Source organism: Pseudothioglobus sp. nBUS_23, from assembly GCF_051201565.1.
Lineage (GTDB): Bacteria > Pseudomonadota > Gammaproteobacteria > PS1 > Pseudothioglobaceae > Pseudothioglobus.
Window position 1 is genome coordinate 1,597,806 of the sequence record NZ_CP179200.1, and the last position, 23,360, is coordinate 1,621,165.

The 23,360-nt window shown below is 37.7% G+C and carries 20 protein-coding genes; 4 read left to right on the forward strand and 16 right to left on the reverse strand.

All coding sequences use genetic code 11. The features are described 5' to 3' along the window. Positions 1 to 186 precede the first annotated feature (186 nt). Positions 187 to 1,284, reverse strand: coding sequence for a TRAP transporter substrate-binding protein (locus ACMAZA_RS08185; protein ID WP_435188602.1), 1,098 nt, complete (start codon positions 1,282 to 1,284; stop codon positions 187 to 189). Positions 1,285 to 1,535: 251 nt separating this feature from the next. Between ACMAZA_RS08185 and ACMAZA_RS08190 the strand changes: the two genes are divergently transcribed. Both ACMAZA_RS08190 and ACMAZA_RS08195 read left to right on the forward strand, forming a co-directional pair. Then, a complete protein-coding gene (locus tag ACMAZA_RS08190) occupies positions 1,536 to 3,155 on the forward strand; it encodes a GMC family oxidoreductase (RefSeq protein ID WP_435190493.1) in 1,620 nt (539 codons plus the stop codon). A 39-nt stretch (positions 3,156 to 3,194) separates the two neighbouring features. Further along, positions 3,195 to 4,289, forward strand: coding sequence for an ABC transporter permease (locus ACMAZA_RS08195; RefSeq protein WP_435188603.1), 1,095 nt, complete (start codon positions 3,195 to 3,197; stop codon positions 4,287 to 4,289). Positions 4,290 to 4,292: 3 nt separating this feature from the next. Here the strand turns inward: ACMAZA_RS08195 and ACMAZA_RS08200 are convergent, their stop codons facing one another. Next, entirely contained in the window at positions 4,293 to 5,129 is an 837-nt protein-coding gene (locus ACMAZA_RS08200) for a DUF6279 family lipoprotein (protein WP_435188605.1), read from the reverse strand. Between the two features lie 97 nt (positions 5,130 to 5,226). Between ACMAZA_RS08200 and ACMAZA_RS08205 the strand changes: the two genes are divergently transcribed. Beyond that, complete coding sequence (locus tag ACMAZA_RS08205) at positions 5,227 to 6,267, forward strand: 3-deoxy-7-phosphoheptulonate synthase (protein ID WP_435188606.1); 1,041 nt, start codon at positions 5,227 to 5,229, stop codon at positions 6,265 to 6,267. Positions 6,268 to 6,275: 8 nt separating this feature from the next. Here the strand turns inward: ACMAZA_RS08205 and ACMAZA_RS08210 are convergent, their stop codons facing one another. The 14 genes from ACMAZA_RS08210 to ACMAZA_RS08275 all read right to left on the reverse strand — a co-directional run bounded on the left by ACMAZA_RS08210 (position 6,276) and on the right by ACMAZA_RS08275 (position 21,409). Next, positions 6,276 to 7,106 carry a class II fructose-bisphosphate aldolase gene (locus ACMAZA_RS08210; protein WP_435188608.1) on the reverse strand — a complete coding sequence of 277 codons (831 nt, stop codon included), beginning with the start codon at positions 7,104 to 7,106 and terminating at the stop codon, positions 6,276 to 6,278. After that, positions 7,106 to 7,945: a 5-deoxy-glucuronate isomerase gene (locus tag ACMAZA_RS08215; RefSeq protein WP_435188610.1), complete on the reverse strand. Its 840-nt coding sequence runs from the start codon at positions 7,943 to 7,945 to the stop codon at positions 7,106 to 7,108. Before ACMAZA_RS08215 ends, ACMAZA_RS08210 begins: the two co-directional genes overlap by 1 nt. 2 nt (positions 7,946 to 7,947) lie before the next feature. Then, a complete protein-coding gene (locus ACMAZA_RS08220) occupies positions 7,948 to 8,943 on the reverse strand; it encodes a PfkB family carbohydrate kinase (protein ID WP_435188611.1) in 996 nt (331 codons plus the stop codon). Continuing rightward, the gene (locus ACMAZA_RS08225; RefSeq protein WP_435188613.1) at positions 8,936 to 10,063 is read right to left on the reverse strand and encodes a Gfo/Idh/MocA family protein; all 1,128 of its coding nucleotides are present in this window, start codon (positions 10,061 to 10,063) and stop codon (positions 8,936 to 8,938) included. The genes ACMAZA_RS08220 and ACMAZA_RS08225 overlap by 8 nt, the downstream gene beginning before the upstream one ends. Further along, a complete protein-coding gene (gene iolE, locus ACMAZA_RS08230) occupies positions 10,060 to 10,965 on the reverse strand; it encodes a myo-inosose-2 dehydratase (RefSeq protein WP_435188615.1) in 906 nt (301 codons plus the stop codon). The genes ACMAZA_RS08225 and iolE overlap by 4 nt, the downstream gene beginning before the upstream one ends. A 27-nt stretch (positions 10,966 to 10,992) precedes the next feature. Then, positions 10,993 to 12,159 (reverse strand): phytanoyl-CoA dioxygenase family protein, encoded by a 1,167-nt coding sequence (locus ACMAZA_RS08235; RefSeq protein WP_435188616.1) that lies wholly within the window; start codon positions 12,157 to 12,159, stop codon positions 10,993 to 10,995. Positions 12,160 to 12,161: 2 nt separating this feature from the next. After that, positions 12,162 to 14,018 (reverse strand): 3D-(3,5/4)-trihydroxycyclohexane-1,2-dione acylhydrolase (decyclizing), encoded by a 1,857-nt coding sequence (gene iolD / locus ACMAZA_RS08240; RefSeq protein ID WP_435188618.1) that lies wholly within the window; start codon positions 14,016 to 14,018, stop codon positions 12,162 to 12,164. After that, positions 14,015 to 15,928: a bifunctional 5-dehydro-2-deoxygluconokinase/5-dehydro-2-deoxyphosphogluconate aldolase gene (locus ACMAZA_RS08245; protein WP_435188620.1), complete on the reverse strand. Its 1,914-nt coding sequence runs from the start codon at positions 15,926 to 15,928 to the stop codon at positions 14,015 to 14,017. The genes iolD and ACMAZA_RS08245 overlap by 4 nt, the downstream gene beginning before the upstream one ends. Beyond that, positions 15,928 to 16,725: a 5-deoxy-glucuronate isomerase gene (gene iolB / locus ACMAZA_RS08250; protein WP_435188622.1), complete on the reverse strand. Its 798-nt coding sequence runs from the start codon at positions 16,723 to 16,725 to the stop codon at positions 15,928 to 15,930. Before iolB ends, ACMAZA_RS08245 begins: the two co-directional genes overlap by 1 nt. Then, complete coding sequence (locus ACMAZA_RS08255) at positions 16,726 to 17,547, reverse strand: MurR/RpiR family transcriptional regulator (RefSeq protein ID WP_435188624.1); 822 nt, start codon at positions 17,545 to 17,547, stop codon at positions 16,726 to 16,728. An 11-nt stretch (positions 17,548 to 17,558) separates the two neighbouring features. Beyond that, complete coding sequence (gene iolG / locus ACMAZA_RS08260) at positions 17,559 to 18,539, reverse strand: inositol 2-dehydrogenase (RefSeq protein ID WP_435188626.1); 981 nt, start codon at positions 18,537 to 18,539, stop codon at positions 17,559 to 17,561. Positions 18,540 to 18,548: 9 nt separating this feature from the next. After that, positions 18,549 to 19,313 carry an ATP-binding cassette domain-containing protein gene (locus ACMAZA_RS08265; RefSeq protein ID WP_435190495.1) on the reverse strand — a complete coding sequence of 255 codons (765 nt, stop codon included), beginning with the start codon at positions 19,311 to 19,313 and terminating at the stop codon, positions 18,549 to 18,551. Then, entirely contained in the window at positions 19,313 to 20,419 is a 1,107-nt protein-coding gene (locus ACMAZA_RS08270) for an ABC transporter permease (RefSeq protein WP_435188627.1), read from the reverse strand. The genes ACMAZA_RS08265 and ACMAZA_RS08270 overlap by 1 nt, the downstream gene beginning before the upstream one ends. 93 nt (positions 20,420 to 20,512) lie before the next feature. Beyond that, positions 20,513 to 21,409, reverse strand: a complete 897-nt coding sequence (locus ACMAZA_RS08275; protein ID WP_435190497.1) for a sugar ABC transporter substrate-binding protein — start codon at positions 21,407 to 21,409, stop codon at positions 20,513 to 20,515. A gap of 331 nt (positions 21,410 to 21,740) precedes the next feature. Between ACMAZA_RS08275 and ACMAZA_RS08280 the strand changes: the two genes are divergently transcribed. Further along, a complete protein-coding gene (locus tag ACMAZA_RS08280; RefSeq protein WP_435188629.1) occupies positions 21,741 to 23,240 on the forward strand; it encodes a CoA-acylating methylmalonate-semialdehyde dehydrogenase in 1,500 nt (499 codons plus the stop codon). Positions 23,241 to 23,360 lie beyond the last annotated feature (120 nt).

Here is a 23,360-nt window from a genome sequence, read left to right on the forward strand (position 1 = left end):
ACTAAAAAAATTTAAATCATTGTAACAAAACTGGAGGGTTTTAAAAATAAAACCCTAGAAAATTAAGGCTTATCTAACTCTGGGATAAAGGAGAACCCAAAGTTAGAAAAAGCCGGCTTGTGATTAAAAAAAGTTGCCAACAGCATTCACTATTGGCAACTTAATTACAAGTCTTACGATGGATCTTTACTTCAAAGTCTCAGCAAAAGCAAGACCTAGCTTAGCGTTAGACGCTTGAGCACCTGACCAGAAAGGTACCGCAATCTTTGCGAAATCTTTCTGTGATTGCCAAACCTCTGCGAAGAATGCATTATCTTCAGCATTTTGAGCAAGTGTGGCATTTGCAGCAGCCATATACTCAGAGAAGTAGTCGTCTGGAGTATCCATTAACTTAACACCATAGTTAGTTAACAAGTCATCCAAAGCCTTACCGTTATTGTAGATACGGTTAGAAAGTGAATCTAGCCTTGCAGCTCTTGCAGCAATTTCGATAGCTCTTTGGTCACTTTCAGAGATCTCATTCCATCTGTCACCATTGATATACATGTCAGCGTTTACAACGTTCTGGTGAAGTCCTTGTAAGTAGTAATACTTAAGAACTTTTTGGAAACCGAAGTCTCTGTCAGGCTCTGGGCAGCACCATTCCGCTGCGTCAATTACGCCTTTCTCAAGAGCTGGAAGAATATCTCCACCACCCATAGCTACAGCTGCGACACCAATATCCTTGTACGTCTGCCCTGGGATCCCTGGAGGGGCACGAAATCTAAGCTTTCGGAAGTCATCCATGCTGTTAATTGGCTCTTTGAACCAACCTAGAGCTTCAGGGCCTACTGGTTGAAGCATCAAACCATGGACATTTAAGTCCATCTCGTCCCAAAGTTGCTTGTAGAGCTCTTTACCGCCTGCACTATGAAACCATGAAAGAAAAGCGATGTTATCAATACCAACACCAGCACCAGCGATTGGTGAGCCGAATAGCATTGCTGCTGGGTGCTTACCAGACCAGTAGTGAGTCCATGCAAATCCGCCATCAATCAAACCTGCGTCAACCGCATCGATAAGATCAAGGTTAGGAACTACAGAACCGCCAGGTAAAACTTCAATTGTTACTCTGCCATTAGTTAAGGCAGCAACGTCTTCTGCAAAATCTCTAACGTAGCCAACTTCACTACCAGTAGAACTTAATACAGACTGAACTTTTAAATGGACATGGCCATCAGCAATAGCGCTTGAACTAAACGCGACTAGTGCAGCAGCCAGTAAACCAACTTTATTTTTAAACATAAAATCTCCTAATTTTTAAACATTAATAGATAAATACACAATAAAATTAAGTATTTAGCTAAAACCCAGTATACATCAATTGATATATATCTTTCAATCTATTTTTAAAAAAAATTTATATGTTTTTTTTATTCATAACTAGATGGGCTAGAGTTTTACCTATAATTGTCATATTGATTTTGGAGTTACTGTTTTTTAAAAAAATAATTCATTTTTATATCCTTTTTGATTAAATAATTTTATGAATAATGATGCCTAAGGAATATGATTACATTATTGTAGGCGCAGGGTCAGCAGGTTGTTTACTAGCTAACAGACTCTCCTCAGTGCCCGAGAACAAAGTGTTATTGATTGAGGCTGGGCGCAGAGATAACAATCTCTGGCTGCATGTCCCGGTGGGTTATTTTAAAACAATGAATAATCCAAAATTTGATTGGATGTATAAGCTCGAAAAGGACAAAGGGTTAAACAATAGAAGGATTGACTGGCCAAGGGGGAAGGTTCTTGGCGGCTCTAGTGCACTGAATGGACTTCTATACATTAGAGGTGACAGGCACGATTATGATAATTGGGAGAAACTGGGAAACAAAGGTTGGTCCTATAGAGATGTGCTTCCTCTATTTAAAAAATTTGAGTGCCAAGAAAATGGTGAAAATGAATATCACGGAATTGATGGAGAATTAAAAGTTTCCAATCTCAGATTAAGAAGAAAAATAGCAGATCTTTTTATTAAAGCCTCGGAGGAGATTGGAATTCCATTTAATGCTGATTGCAATGGTGAAAAACAAGAGGGTGTTGGATACTTTCAACAGACAACGCATAAAGGATTTAGGAGAAGCTCATACCGCTCTTTTTTGAATGGTAAAGTTAGAGCAAGAAAAAATTTAACAATCATGACCAACACTCAAATTAGTAAGGTCATTTTTGATGGCTCTAAAGCAATAGGGGTCGATTGCCTTCAAAAGAGGAGTAAGGAAAATCTTACTATCCATGCAAATAAAGAGGTTATATTGTCTGCCGGCGCTATTAGCTCACCTCAAATTTTGCAGCTTTCAGGTATTGGAGATGAAAACTTACTCAATAAGCTTGACATTAAAACGATTCATCATAATCCTGCGGTTGGCAAGAATCTTCAAGACCATCTCCAAATCAGACTGGTCTATAAAACCAACACTAGAACCCTTAATGATGAGCTCAATACATGGTGGAAAAAGGCGCTCATTGGAATGCAATATATTCTCTTTAGGACAGGCCCCTTAACTTTGAGCGCCAGTCAGGTTTTTGCTTTCACTAATACTTCTTTGGATGGTTCTCGGCCAAACATACAATTTCATATGCAGCCTCTAAGTGCAGATAAGCCTGGAGATGGTGTCCATCCATTTTCAGCATTTACAATGTCAGTTTGTAATCTCAGACCAGAGAGCAGAGGAGAGGTTTCTATCCACTCCTCAAACCCTAAAGACCTCCCTACAATTATCCCAAATTACCTTTCAACAAAATCTGACAGAGAGGTCGCGGTAGAATCAATCAAGGTCGCTCGAAAAATTGCACAGGCTAACTCAATCAAAGAACACATACTCGATGAGTTTGTTCCCGGCGAATCTTTCTCTTCTGATGAAGAGTTATTAGAAGTTGCAAGAAATCATAGCCAGAGCATCTATCATCCAGTTGGGACTTGCAAAATGGGTCATGACAAAGAGAGTGTGGTAGATGACCAGTTAAGGGTGCATGGTGTCAAAAACTTAAGGGTGGTTGATGCTTCAATCATGCCCGAACTGGTATCAGGAAACACTAATGCGCCTACTATGATGATCGCAGAAAAGGCCGCTGAAATGATTCTTGGAAATAGTCATTCGGGTTTGACTAACTAGGCTTGGTTGTGTATTGTTTTATTTATTTGATTTAAATTAATGGCCTCCTCAATTAATGACTTTCGTCGCAGCAAACTATTCAGAGCAGCTATTATTGTTCCTACAGTCATTGCATTAATTTTTTCGATATTTAACCTCACTGCACCAAACGACCCCGAAAAAATTTCATCAAACTTTAAACTGGGAATAGTTAACCTCGATACGAGTACATCCTTTCCTTTAGTATCAACTCAGGCAATTAAGGCAATCTCAAGATCTCTTCCTTTTAGAGTTGGACTATTCAAAGATTCTGAAACAGCAAAGACAGCTTTATCTAATGGAGAAATCTCTTCAGTGATCATTTTTCCAGAAGACTTTTCTGAACAGGCTTTAGGTAAAAAAAGTATAAATGTTAAGGTAATTAACTCAGATCACCTAACTGCATCAGAGACGCAAATTGCCAGTCAACTCCCATCAACCTTTCAGCTCGGTCTCTCCGCTTTTATATCCAACCTTCGGTTGGCAAAATCTCAAAATCTTGCCCCTAGTTCTGAGATGCCGATCCAAGTCGAGTTAGAAAATTTATACGAAGCCAAGAGTCTTGCGTCAACCCCCTCTCCATTTGTGATGAGCTTTATTACTTGGCTATCAGCAATGGTTGGCTCGGTTCTACTCTTTCTTGCAACAAACCAAATGACACTTCTAAATAGAGCCTATGTCAGAACTGTTATTCCAGTAATGACCATGGGTGCTTCCAGTTTAGTCCTGGCAATAGTGGTAACTTTGACTACAATGCAATGGGAAGTGTTTTTTCTTTCTTGGATCTTTTCATGGTTTATATGCGTTTGTCTGAGCTGGTTATTTCTGGGCATGTTTTCGACAGTAGGTCTTTTAGCTCTGCTGTTAATAGTTCCAATAGTTTTTTATCAACCAGCACTAAGCGGAACAGTAATTCCTCTAACAGCAGCTCCAGAGTGGCTTGAATTAATTGGAGGTTCAGTGCCTTTTGACTCTATTGGAAGAGCATATCGTTCAGTAATATTTGGATCAAGTGGCGGTCTTCCTCTGTTATGGCTTGGCTCAGCAGCTTTCATTGGCCTTCTCCTGAACTGGGGCTCAGACATCCTCAGAGGAAGAATGAAAAGGCGCTGGTAGCAACTATTTTTGATCTATCAAATTATTAATATCTGTTTTGTATCTTAAAAGCATGGAACGCAGCTTTTTGTCTTGCTTTTCAGTCCTCGAATTTAAAATTTCAACAAAAAGACGCTCATTAACTTTGATATTATGAGAATAGGTTTTGCGATAATTAGCTGAAACCAAGTCGTCTCTATGCGTAATATTTGTCAGAGCTAACTCCCAGCCATCGTCTCTCTTGAGGATCAGCTTGAGGTTTTCGATTAGAGCTTTTCGATTATTGATCCACTGACCATCAACCCTGATCATTTCTTGACTTGCAGTAGTAATAAGATCGAGTTGATCTTTGTTCATGCCTCCTATAAAGCGTCTCAAATTCTTTCTAATGCGTTTGTAATTATCGTTTTGATAAGTTTGTAAATTACGACTTAAGTATTTTTTTTCACTTTGTAAAGTTTTGGTTTGCATTGTTTGAAGAAATTCTTCAATTTGATCATTCGATAAATCCCGTGTCATAGGTATAACCCACAAAATCATTTCATCTTCAATTCGAAACCAAGCTTGCTCAACATCATAAGTAATCGATTCAATAGAGGAGAGCTCAATTTTTTCATCAAGTAATGACTCTAAGTCTCCAATAATTTCTGCATACTTAGGTAATTCTTCCTCTCTATGCCAATCAAAAAATGGATCAAGCAATTCATTTAAATTCTTCCTTTGCTCTTGATTTAAGTCGACATAACTTTCCAGATACCATGGCAACAAAAAGTCAATCCTATTATAAATAAAGGTGGTAGAGCTACATCCAACAAGGAAAACCAATGAAAATAATAAAACTTTTTTTGTTATTGTGTTCATCTTATAATTTAAAAATTATTATTTTTTTATTCATCTAACTACAAAATATTTCTTCATTTATGTTTAAATCATCGCTCAAAGCTAAAAAAAAGAGTAAATGATTAATCAAATCCACAATACAAATATTGAAAGCGAAACCGTCGTAACCTCGCCCATTGATTTAAGGCAGCAAATCAAAGTGAGCGATCACGGTAAAGATAACATTTTAACGAGTCGTAAAACTGTTGATGATATTTTTTTAGGCAAGGACAAAAGACTTATTGTAATCGTTGGTCCTTGCTCGATTCATGACATCAAAGCAGCTAAAGAATACGCCCTTAAATTAAAGTTGCTTCAGAAGGAAGTTGAAGAATCTATCTATATCATGATGAGGGTATATTTTGAAAAACCAAGAACTACTGTGGGCTGGAAAGGATTAATTAGTGATCCTGATATGGATGATTCTCTGGATGTAGAAAAAGGCCTGCGTCAAGGTCGGGAGCTCTTAGTTTGGCTCGCAGAGCAGGGAATACCAACTGCGACTGAGGCACTCAATCCGATTACTCCTCAATATCTTGCTGATCTCATTTCTTGGTGTGCAATTGGTGCAAGGACTACTGAATCTCAAACTCATCGTGAAATGTCTAGTGGACTATCGATGACAGTTGGATTTAAAAATGGTACTGATGGCAACTTAAATATGGCGGTTAATGCAATTAGAGCGTGCTCTTCCCCGCAAAGTTTTTTAGGAATTAATGATAAAGGACAAATCTCAACATTCAAAGCCAGAGGCAATATATCCTCTCACATTATTCTTAGAGGTGGAACCAAGCCAAACTATGACAATGAATCTGTATTGAAATGTGAAAAACTTCTTAAGGAGAATGGTTTAGCAAAGAGAATTATGATTGATTGCTCACATGATAACTCTAATCAGGATTACAGAAATCAAGGCAAAGTCATTGAAGATATAAAAAGTCAAATACTCTCTGGAAACAAATCTATTTTTGGTGTCATGCTAGAAAGCAATTTGTTTTCTGGTAAGCAGAAAATACTTTCAGATAAAGAGAGCATGAAATATGGAGTTTCAGTGACCGATGGATGCATTGACTGGAATGAGACAGTATCTGTAATTCAAAGTCTCAAAGAAGCTAGATAATTTCTTGTTTATTGGCCAAGAAGCTTAATCACTCTTGAGGCAGTTTCTTCCAAATCAGGTATCACTTTTTTCATTATTGTAATTCTATCAAATAGGTTAGGGTCAGACCCTAATGAAGATCGCAATGAATCACCAAAACGCTTTCTTAAGACCGTGCCAACATTAAATTTTGTAATGTGCCGCTTTGACAGCATTTGAATATCTCTATCTTTAATTCCACTTGTACCATGAATCACTAATGGAATAGTGAGCTCATTCTCAAGCTGATTAAAACGCTCAACATTAATTTCTACAAAACCTGACTCAAGTCGATGAACGTTACCTATTGAAATCGCAAGTGCATCTGGCTTGCCCTCTTTTTCCATAGCTAAAGCCTCTGATAAGTCAGTTAACTCAGACTTAATGTGATCTCTACCAGTTGCATAAGGCACTGATCCCACTTCAGCCTCAACTGAAACCCCTTTACAGTGCGCATAAGAAACTACATCCTTAATGGAGGCAATGTTTTGAGCAATAGGTAATTGTGATCCATCAAACATTACAGAAGTAAATCCAACATCTACTGCCTGCATTACTACTTCAACTTCATAAGTATGATCAAGATGAATACATACTGGAACTTTGGCACTCTCAGCCATAGGTTTTAACAGGCCAATAATCTGATCCATAGTCATAAATTGACGCATATCAAGATTTATTGAAAGAATAACCGAGGCATTTCTTGACTCTGCAGCATCAATGACAGCTCTTGAATCCTCAAAGCCAAAAACATTGAAGCATGCCACAGCATAACCCTCTTCTTTTGCTGGCAATAGAATATCTTTTAAATTTGCTAACATTATTTAAACTTGTTAAGCATATCTTGCATACCCGGAATAGTTTCCAGTTGATATGCATACTCTTTTTGATAATTCATATGCAGTGGTCTCTGGCTCTCACCAGCTAAAATGGTAAAGTAATACATCTCAAAGCCTGGAGCAGCAACACAAGGATGGTAGCCCTTATCAAAGATAAAGGTTGACCCATCTCGGACATGGTAAACAGGTCCAAAATCTTCACCATCTGGAGTTAAAAATTGTGCACCAAAACCATTTGATGGATTAAATCTAAAATTGTAGACTTCGTTGTGTCTGCTTTCATCTGGAAGCATGTCAGTCTCATGCTTATGAGGAGGAAATCCAGACCATCCACCTTCTCCAACTGTAAACAATTCACTTACTAATAACTTGCCAACTTTCCCAGCTGGATTTTTACCTAAAATATGTTTAATTTTCCTATGGGTCTTTGTCTCATCAGAGCCATATTGAACCTTATCAATATCATTTTGTCTAATTACAAATGCCTCATATGTTTCATTATGTTTGGCTCCAGAGATAAAAACTTCAGCCTTTCCATTTTGGCAAATTAATCTAGCCTTTTGATTAACTGGGACATAAACTGCTTCAGGATCACTCTCCCAAATATGATTTCGTTTACCCACATCCTTAAAGTTTTGACCTTCAATCTCAACATCAATTGTTCCAGTAGCAGGAACTATACAAGTTTCATAATCGTTTAGTTGGTAACTAAATACATCACCAGCAGAAAGCTTTATTATGTTGAAATAACACAAGGGTACTATTTCATTATTACAATCTACGATAGGTTCATTATTATTGTTATGTTTGGGGATATGCATTATTAACTCCACTCTGTTTTTGGTTGAATCGATGTACTATCTTGCAATAACTTAATTTCTTTATTTGATGGCATTGCACTTGCACAGCCTTTCTTTGAGACAACGATTGCGGCTGCAGCACTGCCAGCCTCAGCTGCTTTTTTCCAATCTCCAAAAGCCATATAATTCATGATTAAATTTCCAAGGAAGGCATCACCAGAACCATATGGTTTCATAATCTTAGATTTATAAATACCTGTTTTTAAAGTGCAATTACCTGAAAATAAAGTACACCCATTTTCTCCTTTCTTTAAAATCATTATCTTATTTTTAGAAATGCACTCCTTAACTTGGATATTTAAATCATCGTTAAGAATCTTAAACTCCTCCTCATTTCCAACTATCACGTCTGATAACTTTTCTGCCTTCTGATATGCTGACCTTGTAGCTCCCTCATCAGGCCAATTCCAGTGCCTATAATCTAAATCCAGCCAAACTTTGCAGTCATTTTTTGTTGCATGACTCATCATTTTCAATACTTGTTTTCTGGAGTGTTCATCAATCAGACTGGTTCCAGTCACCACAAGATTACTGCTATTTAGAATTGCCAACTCAACATTTTTATCAAAAACAATTTGAAGATCTGCTGGATTATTACGATAAATTACAACCTCACAATCAGTCGGACGCTCTTCAGCAATTGCAAGACTTGTTCTTTCATTACCACGAGTTGTCTGTAATAAATGAATATCTATACCTTCCGCGATTAGTCGATTCTTAACAAAAGAACCAACTGGATCATCTGAAAGTGCGGAAATTAGTCCAATGTTTCCTCCAGACCTCTTCATAGCTATTGCTATATTCCCTCCAGAGCCTCCCACATCACTTGCAAATGATTCAGCCAGCTTAGTTTTTGATCCTGATGGCTGCGGATAAAGATCAAGGCCTGCTCTTCCAACAACAAGTGCACTCCACTTTCTAGGTTTTTGATAAATGATATTTTGAATTTGCTCAGACATCAATCCATTGTCCAGAAAGAGCAGATCGATCGATAGCGTCCATAACTCTTTCAATTTTTAATCCATCTGAAAAATTAGGCCAAACAGATTGACCTGTTTCTATCGCATCAAGAAGATGTTTTAATTCACAGACTTTAACATCAATATAGCCCAGACTATGGCCAGCATTTGGTAAAAAAGCATCATATGGTGGTTGAGCTGGACCGCTCAAAATAGTTTTAAAGCCCTCCTGTCTTGGGTCTTCACTACGAGTATAAAGTTTGATCTCATTTAAGCGCTCTTGATCATGGCATATCATCCCTTGAGACCCATGAATCTCCCAGCTTAAACCGCACTTTCTACCCCAAGCAACTCTGCTGACTCTGAGAGTCCCCTTGATTCCACTCTCAAAGTGTGCCATAGCTGTACAAACATCATCATTATCAACCACAAGTGTTTTTCCTGGATTTTTTGGATCTGACCGTTCTTTATGAACTGTGTCATAATCACCAACTAGTCGAGTTATTTCGCTCCCAGTCATATAGTGAGCCATACTTACTAAATGACACATAACATCTGCATTTGACCCTGTTCCAGATGCCTCACGACTCATTCGCCAAGAATGTGGTCTATCTGGATCTGCCTCATTATCTACGTCATAAACACCATAAAATCCTATTACTCTTCCAATCACACCTTCATCAATGAGTTTTTTTGCACTTTGAACTGCTGGATTTTGAGTGTAGTTATAACCTAGTATTGTTTGAGAACTTGATGCTTCTTGAGCAGCTGCAAGCATTGCCTCAGAGTCAGATAAATTGGTCGACATTGGCTTTTCACACCATACATGCTTCCCTAACTTTAAAGCTGCTATAGAAATTTCTTTATGCAATGAATTAGGTACGCAAACGGAGATAAGCTCTACCTTAGGATCATTCACCAGTTCCATCCATGAGCTAGTGCATCTTGAGAATCCCATTTCTTTTCTCATAACTTCAGCCCTATCAGGATTGTAGTCACAGATCATTTCAAGCTTTGGCCTTAACCCATCTCCAAAAACACTTCCTGCAGCAGCGTATGCAATTGAATGCGCCTTACCCATAAAAGCTGTCCCAATAACTCCTACACCAATTGTTTTCATTCTCTTTCCTCTATTTCAATTCCAAATTTATTACAGTAACTTTCGATATTTTTATAGCCCATAGTTACATAAGTTAATGGATGAGCTTTGGCAGGATCCTGCTCAGCCTCAACTACAATCCATCCTTTAAAGTCATTCTCACTCACCATTTTAAAAAGCTCAGGAAAATCAAACATTCCATCTCCTGGAACTGTATAAACTCCATTTAATACTGCATTCAAAAAGCTTGAATCTGACTCGAGCGCGCCATTTAATACTTCTGCCCTGACGTCTTTACAATGAATATGTAGAACTCTGTTACTGTGCTTTTTATATACGCTCAAAGGGTCAGCTCCTGCATATATAAAATGGCCAGTATCAAATACTAATCCTAAATCATTACTAGTCATTGCCATTAATTTATCGACCTCTTCTTCTATTTGAACCACTGTACCCATGTGATGATGATAGGCAAGTTTCATTCCATGAGACAAAGTGTATTTTGCTAGTTGATCTAACTTTTCTGTCCATTCCTTCCATTGTTCGTCATTAAGAATGGGTCGTTTTGATAATGGCGATTCAATGTCTCCATGAACACAGGAATCCATTTCACAATAGACGATGACATCAGTACCAAGGTCTTTCAAAAGTTGCATATGTGGTTTAATTCTCTCTATCTCACCCTCAATAGTGTCTTTAAGTAAGCCTCCACAAAACCAACTTGAAACAACATCCATACCATGTTTGCTGAATAAAGGCTCAAGTACTGAGACCTCACGAGGCCATTTGCCACCTAACTCAAATCCACGATATCCAGCTTGTTTTCCTTCTTGCAGACATTGCTCCACAGTTGTGTCACGACCCAGTTCTGGCATATCATCATTAGTCCATGATATTGGACTAACACCAATTTTCACACTCATTTATTATCTCCAAATTGTTAGTAATATTTATCCAGCAAGCCTAACCTGCTGGTGCTCCAAAAGCTTAGAATTAAATTTTTTTGGACTCACTGAATCCAAAAGTGATTGTTTTGTCAACTCAAACATACTCATACCCTGAAGTTTGGAATCAGAATTTTTATCAGAATCTAAGTTTGTCGGAAAAGCATACCCATCTGTAGCACAAATAAGAACATTTTCAATCAGTCTGTCTGAGAGGGTTTTATGATTTAACAAAGAAGGATAGATATGGGTAATAATTTTAAAATAATCTATATGCTCCATTGTCTTTCCAAAGGCTGATGAGATCTGAAGGAGATTGCCCATTCTATGAAAATCATTTGTATTGTTTGATCCAGCTGCATGAAATATAGCAGGATTAAAAAAAATCCCATCTCCCTTAGACATTGAATTTTGAACTGCAAATTGGTTAAAAAATTCACCAAAATTTGAATCTCTCCAAGTCAAGTAACCTAAATCATATTGTTGTGAATAAGGCAGTACAATAGTAGGCCCACTTTCTAAGGGCATATCAGTATGAGCAATACCGCCTTGCAAAGTAAGATAGTTTGAAAGTCGATGTATTGAGATTGGAAATTTTTCAACGACTTTATTTTCTTGAAAACCTAAATGATAGTCTCTATGCGGCTTCTGCATCTCCCCGCCTGGTCTAACAATATTTACTTGGGCTGTCATTTGCGAATTAGGACCACACCATGACTCAGCAATTATTTTTACTAAATCATTAGAATAATAATTGATAAAGGTGTCTGCGTTATCCAACGCAACCTTTTGAAAGCTATTCCAGATTCTGGTGTTAGTCCCCGAGGCAAAGTGGTCATTACTAGAACCGTTTTCTCTTTTAACAATCTTTTCAAAAATGGCATTACTTTGATCTATTACATCTTCACTGTAAAGATTTCGAATTACAAAGACACCTGGTCCATTTTCTAGAACTTGATGCATCTCAGTTTTCAGTTTTATTTCTTGTTTAATATTGCCAACAAAAGAGACAAAGTCTTTCGCATCATATATAACGACATTGTTTGAAATTGAATCTGATAGCGGATAGTCGTCTTTTAAAGTCTCCTGAGAACAAATATTGGTTAACTCATCATAATCAATATCTGACTCACTAAAATACACTTGATTTGATTTAGTAGATTTTGCTTTCATTTCTAATAAGGCTGATTAGTCTTCGACTTCTTATAGGCACTAAGAACTTCATCGCCCTTTTCATTTGAGGAAACCTGAGGCACAGCAACCTCCCACCAGCAGCCCCCCTCAGGGCTTATTTTATGAGAGTCAGTTACAATGCTTATTACATAGGACTTTGAAGACGCTCTTGCCCTTTTTAAAGCCGCAGCTAATTCAGTAATATCCTCAACATGCTCTGAGTGAGCTCCAAGTGATTTTGCATGCAATGCAAAATTAATTTCTGGATGACCTTCATCTGCAGTGTTGCAGTCTTTTAGTAAATTATTAAAAGAACGATTACCTGTTGCATTTTGAAGACGGTTGATGCATGAAAAACCTCTATTATCAAGAACCACAGCAATAATTTTCTGGCCTAGCATGACGCTGGTAGCTAACTCTGAATTGAGCATAAGGTATGACCCATCTCCAACAAGAACTATAACCTCTCTGTCTGGCTGTGCCATCTTAACACCCAGCCCTCCTGCAATCTCATAACCCATGCATGAAAAACCATATTCAGAATGATATCCCCCTATTTGTTCGGTTCTCCAAAGCTTATGAAGCTCACCCGGTAAACTCCCAGCTGCACAAACTACAATATCACTTGCCTCTCCATTTCTCTTTACCTCACCAAGCACCTGAGCATCTGTAGGTAAATCATCCACCTTATCAGAAGGATTATTTATAGAAGTTATATCTTCGTAGTAGTCGTTCCAATTTGAAGCTTCTATTTCTGACTCTTGAAACCAATCTTTTGATGCTCCCCAATTATCTAGCTGCTCATCAAGTTTTTCTATCCCAAGCTTTGCATCGCCCCATAAAGAGTATGCATTATGTTTAATTGTGTCAAACCTTGCTACATTTAATTGAATGAGTTTTTTATCAGAAAATAACGCCCTTGATCCTGAAATAAAATCATTCAACCTTGTTCCAATTGCTAAAACTGTATCAGCTTGTCTTGCTAGGTTATTAGCTGCATTTGACCCAGTAACCCCTATAGCTCCTACATAGCCTGGATGGTTCCATGCAATTGCGCCTTTTCCAGCAGAGGTTTCTGCAACAGGAATTTTATATTTTTTTGAAAATTCTTTAAGTGTGTTACATGCATCAGCATAATGAACGCCGCCGCCCGCGATAATCAAAGGTTTTTTTGAATTTTTTAAGATTTCAACTGCTTGAACTAACTCATCTTCATCAATCTTTATCTTCCGAATAGTATGTACTCGATGTTTAAAAAATTCCTCGGGATAATCGAATGCTTCTGCTTGAACATCCTGAGGCAGTGATATTGTTACTGGTCCACAATTTTCAGGATCCAAGAGTGTTTGCATAGCTACAGGCAAACTATTAATAATTTGTTCTGGTCTCATGATGCGGTCAAAATACCTGCTTACAGGTTTAAAGCAGTCATTAACACTAACTGTTGGATCAGAAAAATCCTCTAATTGCTGAAGTACTGGATCTGGTGTTCTACTCGCAAAGTAATCACCAGGTAATAACAGAACAGGCAAGCGATTTACGTGTGCTAATGCAGCCGCTGTTACCATATTAGTAGCTCCAGGGCCTATTGAACTGGTGCATGCCATCATCCTTTGACGATTATTAGCTTTTGCATATGCGATTGCTGAGTGGACCATGCCTTGCTCACTATGGCCACGGTAGGTTGGCAATTGATCCTGACATTCAGTCAAGGCCTGACCAATTCCAGCAACATTTCCATGGCCGAAAATTGCAAAAACACCAGCAAATATTGGCTGCACACCTTCATCAGTCTCAATAAATTGGGATGATAAAAATCTAACTATTGCCTGAGTCATTGTTAATCTTATAGTTTTCATTGTTGGATCTCCCTATTTTTTTTCCAAGCTTTAATCAAATCAATGTAATTCATTGACACAGAATCAACTAGCTCTTCATCAGTTATTTTATTTTGCATCCATAGTTTAGCTGGATCATAAAAAATTGTTCTACCTACCGTAAAACCCTTGCAAATAGGATACTTTGATGCCACATCAAATGACTTTTTAACAGTGTCGATAGGTGCAGAAAGTCCTAATAATAATACACCTTGACAGTGTGAATCACTCGTGTTTATGATAGTACTCACTCGCTTCCATGAACTCTCTATCATTGACGGAAGTTTCCACCAGTCGGGTTTAATTTCTAAGTCATAAAATCTTTGTAAGATATTTGGAATAGCTATCTCATCATTTTCAAATTCTGAAGGCGGAATAACTTCAAGCAAAAGTTGATGGCCGCTTTGTAGACAAGCAAAATAGAGTTCTTTAATTTTTTGTTCTTGTTTATTTTTTAGTTCTTCAGAATCATCTGGGTGATAGAAAAATAAGCACTTAACAGTATGCGTTAGGGGCCAAGATTGTATCTTTGAACCAATAGATTGTTCACCTTCAAACTTGAGTGGTCTTGAGCTTGGAAGCTCTACGGGCCTTCCAATCCACCATGACTTTTCAGCAATTGAATTTAGTGCATCCTCTCCATAAGTATCGTCAATTAACACGCCAATATTTTTTTCTGGGATATTGAGTTTATCAATAGCTTTTTGAGTTGACTTAATGAATAGTTTTTTTATCTTACTGATTTGTTTAAAATCCACTCCATACTTTTTAGCAAGATCCAATAGCTGTTTTCGATGATCAAAAGCGAAACCAAAAATCTCAGGTTCCTCTTTACTTCTAAAGCTGACTCTATGAAGATGGTTTAAGGTTAAATCTGAACTTGGATTAGGTATTTTGGTAGCATTTTCTAGATAGTAGAATAATTCTACTTCCCCAGGAATTGCAGGCGCACATCCATGACGGGATACTACTAATGCCCCAGAAGCGTTTGCATAATTGGCACTTGTTTCAAGACTTTCCCCTCTTAGATAACCTCGAAGAAATCCTGACATAAATGCATCGCCAGCACCCAAAACATTAAGAATGTCCACTTGTTTTCCACGTATTACTTTGAAGTTATCTGCACTCTCTGGGATATCATTAGTAATAACGGTGCACCCTAATGGACCTAACTTTAAAACAATAATTGAATCACTCAGCTCTCTAATTTTAACTAGTGCGGAAATGGTATCTTCACTTCCACCTGCGATATGAATCTCTTCCTCAGTTCCAACAATAACATCACAGTAAGGAAGTATTGTTTGTAAGTGCTGACTGACATCATCGCTTGCTACAAATCGCGATTCACCATCACCCAGCTCTGTTAACCCCCAAAGCACAGGACGATAATCAATATCAACAATAACTTGAGTATCAGAGGCTTTCGCGTATTCAATTGCCTTCATACTCGTTTGATAAGTGCTGTCTGAAGAAAAATGTGTTCCAGTGATAAGCAAAGACCTGCTACTTGCGATATAGTCTTTAGTGAAATCATTTTCACTAATTGCCATATCAGCACAATCTTTGCGATAAAAAATAAGTGGAAAGGTTTCCTTATCCTGTATCCCTAAAACAACTAAACCAGTTAGTCTCTCTTTATCGGTAATGACATGTGAGGTGTCTACGCCAACGCTCTCTAGCTCATTACGAACAAATCGTCCCATATGTTCATTTCCAACACGAGTAAGCATGGCTGAATTAAGACCAAGTTTAGAGCAGCCATAAGCTATATTTGCTGATGATCCCCCCAAATATTTGGCAAAACTACCCATATTTTCTAGGCTAGAGCCAATCTGTTGGCCATAAAAGTCTACAGCGGCCCTACCTAAACAAATAATATCAATTGACTTCATTATTTCTCAAGCATCCACTCATGTTTAGGGTCATTATTAAATATCCATTGCCTTTTAGGACCTGCCATTACATTCAAATAGTATGAATCGTATCCATGCGGAACACCAACTGGATGATATCCTTTTGGAACAAGAACAACACACTTATCCTCGACAGCCATTGTCTCATCGATGGATAGATCATCAGTATAAACCCTTTGAAAAGCAAACCCTTGAGGTGGATTAACTCGATGATAATATGTTTCTTCTAAATAGGTCTCGACTGGGATATTGTCTGAATCATGCTTGTGAGGTGGGTAGCTAGACCAATTACCCGAAGGCGTTTTAACCTCAACTACAAGGAGACTATCAGCCTTTTCTTGTTCTGGGAGTATATTACAAATAAATCTCTGATTACTCCCTTCACCTCTAACCTCGCTAGACATTTCATCAGGCTTAATATGTCTCGCCGGAAAGTTACCAAATCCTGGAGCAATTGCAATAGCTAACTCCAATTTAGTTAGAGCAGCAATTTTTATTTTGCTTTTATTTGGAGCATATATAGCATGAGGATTGATATCATCAAAAACACTCATCCTCTCTCCCACACTTTTAAACTCTTGCTCATCAACGCTAATATTCGCCATTCCAGATAAAATCACTAAACAGCATTCATTGGATTCATCCTCCCAATCTAATAACTCAAATTCTTTAAGATCATGAGCTTCAAAACCTACAAAATCCCAATTTGCAGATTGGGGAGTAATTTTTTGATAACAACTACCTTTACCATTTTTTGGTCGACTTAATAATGACATTTAATTTCCTTGTTGATGATAGCCAATTGAAATACATATTGCTTGAACTAAACACATCGTTGCCCCCAAGGATCTAAATGTATGAATTTCAGCTTCATGAATACTAAATAAAAAATCCGCAAGATGTGCTATTGGATTTAACTCGGTATCAGTTAAGAGAATAACCTTTGAGTTAGCCTTTTTAGCAGCCTTAACTGCCTGAGTAGTATTTTCATTATATGGGTTATAAGTAATAGCAATAAATACTGTTTTTTCGTCGAGCCAATTTGATAAGTTTTCTACTTCATTTGTATCATTAGTTATTCGGCATCTAATACCAAGATTATTCAACATATAGTAGAAATAATTGGCTACAGGTTGTGCTCTATTTGTGCCACATAAAATAACTTCACTGGCCTCACATAGTGCCAAAACTGAATCTTCTATTAAATCAATATCAGTATTTTCAGCAAGCAGTTGAGTTGCAGCAACATTACGTTTTGTAATATCATAAAAGATGTTGGACGAGTCTGTTGCAGTGTCACTTTCAGTGATATTTTTTACATCTGTAATTCGCTGCTGATAATTTATTGTTGTTTGAGCAATTCTTACTTTGAATAATGATTGTAATTCAGCAAATCCACTAAACCCGAAATGCTTTGCAAATCGAACTAGTGTTGACGGGTACACACCAATATCTGAAGCAATTACTGCAAGTGTATTAATTGCTAGATTTTGAGGCTGATCAATGATATAGAATGCAATCAACTTCATTTTCTTACTCAAGGAAGGGTAACTTTCTTGAAGCAAATTATTTAATTCATTAATATTAGTGGGACTCATTCAATTACGAGTTATAAATTTTCTGGCAAGCCAGATTTAAGAGATTTTGTTGCAGCTTCTGCGATTTTTAAAGCAAGAACACCATCTGAAATATCCACACTTGGCTTAATGCCTTGATGATAGGACTCCATAAAATGAAGCAGCTCATTATGGTATGCCTTTTCATATCGCTCTAGAAAAAAATGCTTAGCTTTAGATTGGGTAATGCCATCGGCATTACTCAGAACTACTTTATCTTCTAACTCATTCTTAACCTGAAGCATGCCTTTCTCACCAAAAGCCTCAATCCTTTGATCATAACCAAAGGAAGCTTGTCGACCATTAAGAATAGTAACTATTGCCCCTTTTTTCATATTCATGATGACACTAGCTGTATCTACATCTCTAGCCTTTTTGATATCTTCATTATTGGCAGTTGCTGATACATAGATGCTATCCGGAGTATCACCTAAAATCCAACAGGCCATATCAAAATCATGAATCATCATATCGTGAAATAAACCACCAGAGCTTTGAATATAATCGATTGAAGGTGGCGCAGGGTCATGGGAGGTGATCACCAATGATTGAATAGAGCCAATAAAATTTGAATCCACTTTGCTCTTTAAGTTTGCCATATTAGGATCAAATCGTCTATTAAACCCAAGCATGCAGACAATACCACTTTGCTCTACCAATTTAGCACAAGATTCTGCTCTTTTAAGACTAAGATCTATTGGCTTTTCGCAAAAAACTGGCTTACCAACTTCAGAGCACTTTTCTATTAAATCAGCATGGGTTGCGGTACTACTGGCAATAATGTAAGCATCAATGTCTTCATTGCTAAAAGCTTCATCAATTGTTAGAACTTGAGCACTATATTTTTTTGCCAAGTCCTCAGCTGCTGGTTGGTTAACATCAACTACAGAATGAAGAATTGCATTTTTTTCACTAGCAATAGCAATTGCATGAACAATTCCAATTCTACCAGCTCCAATTAAACATATATTCATGACTCATTCCTATTTTTTTAGTTCTGACAATTCTTTATTGCCTGACATCAGGAGTTGTAATTCTTGAAAATCAATCTCACCGGCTTTTGCAGTTCCAAGAGTTTCGCCTCTAGATAAGACTGTAAACTTATCTCCAACAGCTAAAGCATGAGAAACATTATGAGAAATAAATACAACAGCAACACCTTTTTCTCGGACTCTTTCAATCGTTTTTAATACATTTGAAGTCTGATATACACCTAAAGCTGATGTTGGTTCATCCAGTATCAAAATCTTAGCTCCAAAAAACACAGCTCGTGCAATTGCTACAGTTTGTCTTTCGCCTCCTGATAGAGTTCCTATTGATTGGCCAGGATCCCTTAATTTAATTCCAATCTTATCCATTTCAGACATCAAAATTGAATCACATTTTTCAAAATCCATGAGTGTGACCGGGCCAACTTTTTTTGTTAATTCCCTACCAAGCCAAAAATTACGTGAGACTGACATCAAAGGAATTAATGCTAAATCTTGATAAACTGTCGCAATCCCAACATCAATCGCTTCACGAGGGTTGTTGATTTCTATTTCTTTTCCATTAATATTAATCTTGCCTTTCGTTGGCTGATGTACGCCAGACATAATTTTAATAAAAGTTGATTTACCAGCTCCATTGTCACCGAGTAAACAATGACATTCACCTGCTTTTATAGAAATTGAGACTCCTTTTAGAGCGTCAACATTTCCGAAGCTTTTATGAATATCCTTAAGTTCCATTAGAGGTGAACTACTCATCATTTGGCTCCCGTTATTAACTTACGAACATGGGTATTAAGTATGACAGCTAGTAAAAGAAGCACACCTAGAAAAACTCTAAATAAGGAGCTTTCTACACCAATAAAGAATAAACCTTGTTGAACAACTCCAAATATCACAGCACCAAGTGCGGCTCCAATAACTGATCCATATCCTCCAGTTAGCAAAGCCCCCCCAATAACTACTGAAATAATTGCTTCAAACTCTTTGAGGACTCCTCTATCTGCAGAAGCTGATCCAAACTCCATAACCTGTGTCGTCGCGAAAACGGTTGCACAAAAAGCTGTAAATACAAACATTAGTATCTTAACTCTGTTCACTGGAACTCCAATGTGTTTTGCTGCTTGTGCGTCTCCACCAGAAGCATAAATCCAATTTCCGAAACGAGTTTTTGTTAATAAAAAATGAGCAAAAACAATTAATCCTAAAGCCCAGACCATCATCATTGGTATTCCAGAAACAACAGGCTGTCCAGCTTTTGTTCCTGCAACAAATGTTTGAATTATGCCTTGTTCAGCGAGCCATTGAAATACACCAGTGAAAATTTCTCCACCAAAAATCGGTGCCAACCAATCATCCTGAGCAACCTCAGTTACACCGCCTATGATTGTTTTTTTTGTACTTATTATTGCAATAAAAATAGTTAGGCCTCTCAAGATATACAGAAAAGCTAAACTCACAATAAAAGAAGGTAGATTTGTACTGATAGTAATATAGCCTATCAATGCGCCTATAGCCATTGATATAGCAAAGGCTGAAATTATACTTAGCCAAACAGGCCAACCCCACACTACTGAGGTAACAGCAATAACTATCCCAGCAAAACCGATCATAGATCCAACAGATAGATCAAATTCTCCTGCAATCATTAATAGACAAGCACCAACTGCAATAATTATAAATTGAGACGAGACTATTCCCCAGTTCATTGAGCCCTCTAAGGAAAACATTCCTGTATCGCGAGCCACTAAAAAAAAGAAAAGGAATACTAATATAACTCCAACTATTGCACCAAGATCAGGCCTTAGCATAACAGTTCTAAAATTACTACGGAGATTTGAATTATTCTTTACATCATTTGACATGATTTAATCCACTGAATTTATATCTAATTTAAAAAAAAATGCTACTCACTTATTCTTTCTAAAGTGAGTAGCATTATTGAGGTCAACTAACTTTTAACGGTAGACGCCTGCATATTGCTCAACTAAGCTAATGTTACTCTTAGTGATAAATCCAGGACCAGAGTTAATTGCGCCAGAAGGCCATACACCATATCTTGACATGTTAGTCAAGAAAACTACCGGCAAGTAGCCTTGAAGGTACGGTTGCTGGTCAATTGCAAATGAAATTACACCTGACTTAACAGCAGCAGCAATTTCACCTGAAAGGTCAAAAGTTCCAAAGTACATATCTCCTGAGCGTCCCATATCATCAAGAGCTGATAGAGTTGGGTGAGCAGAAGTTGGACCTAAAGTAAGAATTGCGTCTGTATCAGGATGCGATCTAAGATGAGCCATAACTTTATTTTTAATTTCAGTTGGATCTTGACCTGAGTCAATCATTTGATCACCTAAATCAACACCAAGTGCGTCTGCATATCCCTGGCAACGATCAACTGAAACTGGATTGGTAAAAAAGTGATTAACACATAAAAACTTTGTTGCTCCAGCAGCTTTTGCTCTTTTACCAGCTCCAAAGCCAGCATCATACTCAGGCTGACCAATATGTGCTAATGCTCCTAGCATTTCAGACTGCTCACGAGTACCTGAGTTAATTGTTACAACTGGAATTCCTTTAGCAATAGCTGAAGTAATTGGACCTTTTAGGACATCATAATCAGCAATTGTAACAATAATTCCATCTGGATTACTTGCAGCAGCTTGCTCAACAATGCGAGCCATATCAGCAAGGTCTCCTGTAGTTGGGTTACGATAATCCACATCGACTCCCATTTGCTCACCTGCAATTCCTATTGCATTTTTAATTGTATTCCACCATGAATCAGAATCTGGTGCATGGCTGATTAGTACAAATTTCTCTCCAGATGCAACTGCAGCAGAACTGCCAAACATTGTTGCTCCAAAAAGAACAGACACTGCTAGAAAAACTTTTGCAGTGTTTTTGTAGATATTAAACATAATGTTTTTCTCCTATTTATATATAAATTAAATATCAAAATTGATATCAAGCTTGAGACAAAAGTTGCCGCAAGAAAATTTAGTATACATCAAATATTTTAATTTGTTATATTTTTTTCTATTTTTTGAAAAATAGAACATATGTTATAATTTGTTATAGATTAATATCTTTATCACCCTATTATTAAACTAGAATTATAAAAAAAATAATCCAAGAAATGACTTCTTGGTATATTAACTCATTACATTTAATAAAATTACTTTTATGTCTTCAAACAATCTTCAACATATTATTGGTGGCAAGAAATATTCTGGATCATCAGGTCGAACACTAAGTGTTTTTAATCCTGCCACTGGCCAAGTTACAAAAACCATTGAAGCTGCTAGTGCAAAAGATACAGCCAAAGCGATTCAAGTAGCAAGTAATGCCTTTGAAGATTGGAGTCAAGTTCCTCCCTCTAAACGGGCTCAAATCATGTTTACTTATCGTGAGCTTATTATTAAGCACACCGATGAACTCGCAGAACTTGTCTCAAAGGAACATGGAAAGACTTTTGCAGATGCACAGGGCGAGGTGGGAAGAGGCCTTGAGATTGTGGAGTACTGCACGGCAATTAACAATCATCTGAAGTCTGACTTTAGTGCGGATGTCTCCAGAGGCATTGATAGCCATAATCTGCGTCAAGCGCTTGGCGTCTGTGCGGGTATTGTTCCGTTTAACTTCCCTGCGATGGTGCCGATGTGGATGTACCCAGTAGCGATTGCCTGTGGCAACACGTTCGTATTAAAACTCTCAGAGAAAGTACCCTCATGTGGGTTAAGACTCACTGAACTCATGCATGAAGCTGGTCTTCCAGATGGCGTATTAAATACAATCGTTGGCGATAAAGAAGCAGTCGATGAAATCCTAACCAACCCTCAAGTGAGAGCAGTGAGCTTTGTAGGCTCGACTGGTGTGGGTGAGTACATTTATCAAGAAGGCTCAAAAAATAACAAAAGAGTTCAAGCATTATGCGGCGCTAAAAATCATATGATAGTGATGCCCGATGCTGATCTTGATCAAAGCAGTGATGCAATCATTGGAGCAGCCTATGGCTCTGCAGGTGAAAGATGTATGGCTATCTCTGTTGTGGTTGCAGTCGGAGATGAAACAGCAGATCAGCTGATTGAGTCTCTGACGCCTAAAGTTAAGTCACTGAAAATTGGCGCTTACGATGAGCCTGGTGTTGAGATGGGCCCAGTCGTCTCCAAAGAAAGTCAGGAAAAAATTGTCTCTTATATTGATGCTGGACTCAAGGCCGGTGCTGATCTAAAAGTGGATGGCAGGTCTGAGACAGAAAGAGATGGCTTCTTTGTAGGCGGATGTCTTTTTGACAATGTCACCTCTGAGATGTCAATCTACACTGATGAAATCTTTGGTCCAGTTCTCTCTGTGGTTAGAGTCTCAAGTTATGATGAAGCGCTTAAGCTTGTCAATGACCATGAATATGGTAACGGCACAGCCATTTTTACAAGGGACGGTGATACTGCTAGGCACTTTACAACAAATGTGAAAGTGGGCATGGTTGGCGTTAACATACCCATCCCTGTTCCTGTAGCAATGCATAGTTTTGGCGGTTGGAAGAGATCTCTTTTTGGCGGCTCCTCGATTCATGGAATGGAAGGCGTAAGGTTTTATACGCAGCTTAAAACGATTACCTCGAGATGGCCATCTGGCATTAGAAAGGGCGCTCAGTTCAATTTTGAGAGTGGAAAAGACGTTTAATTTTCTTCTAGTTTCTCTGTAAATTTTATTCCATATTTTCTCTAACTTACAGCTGTAAAAAAACAGTTGACAGTGATTAAATTTCGTATCAAAATGCAGTTTATACATAAACTCAATCTA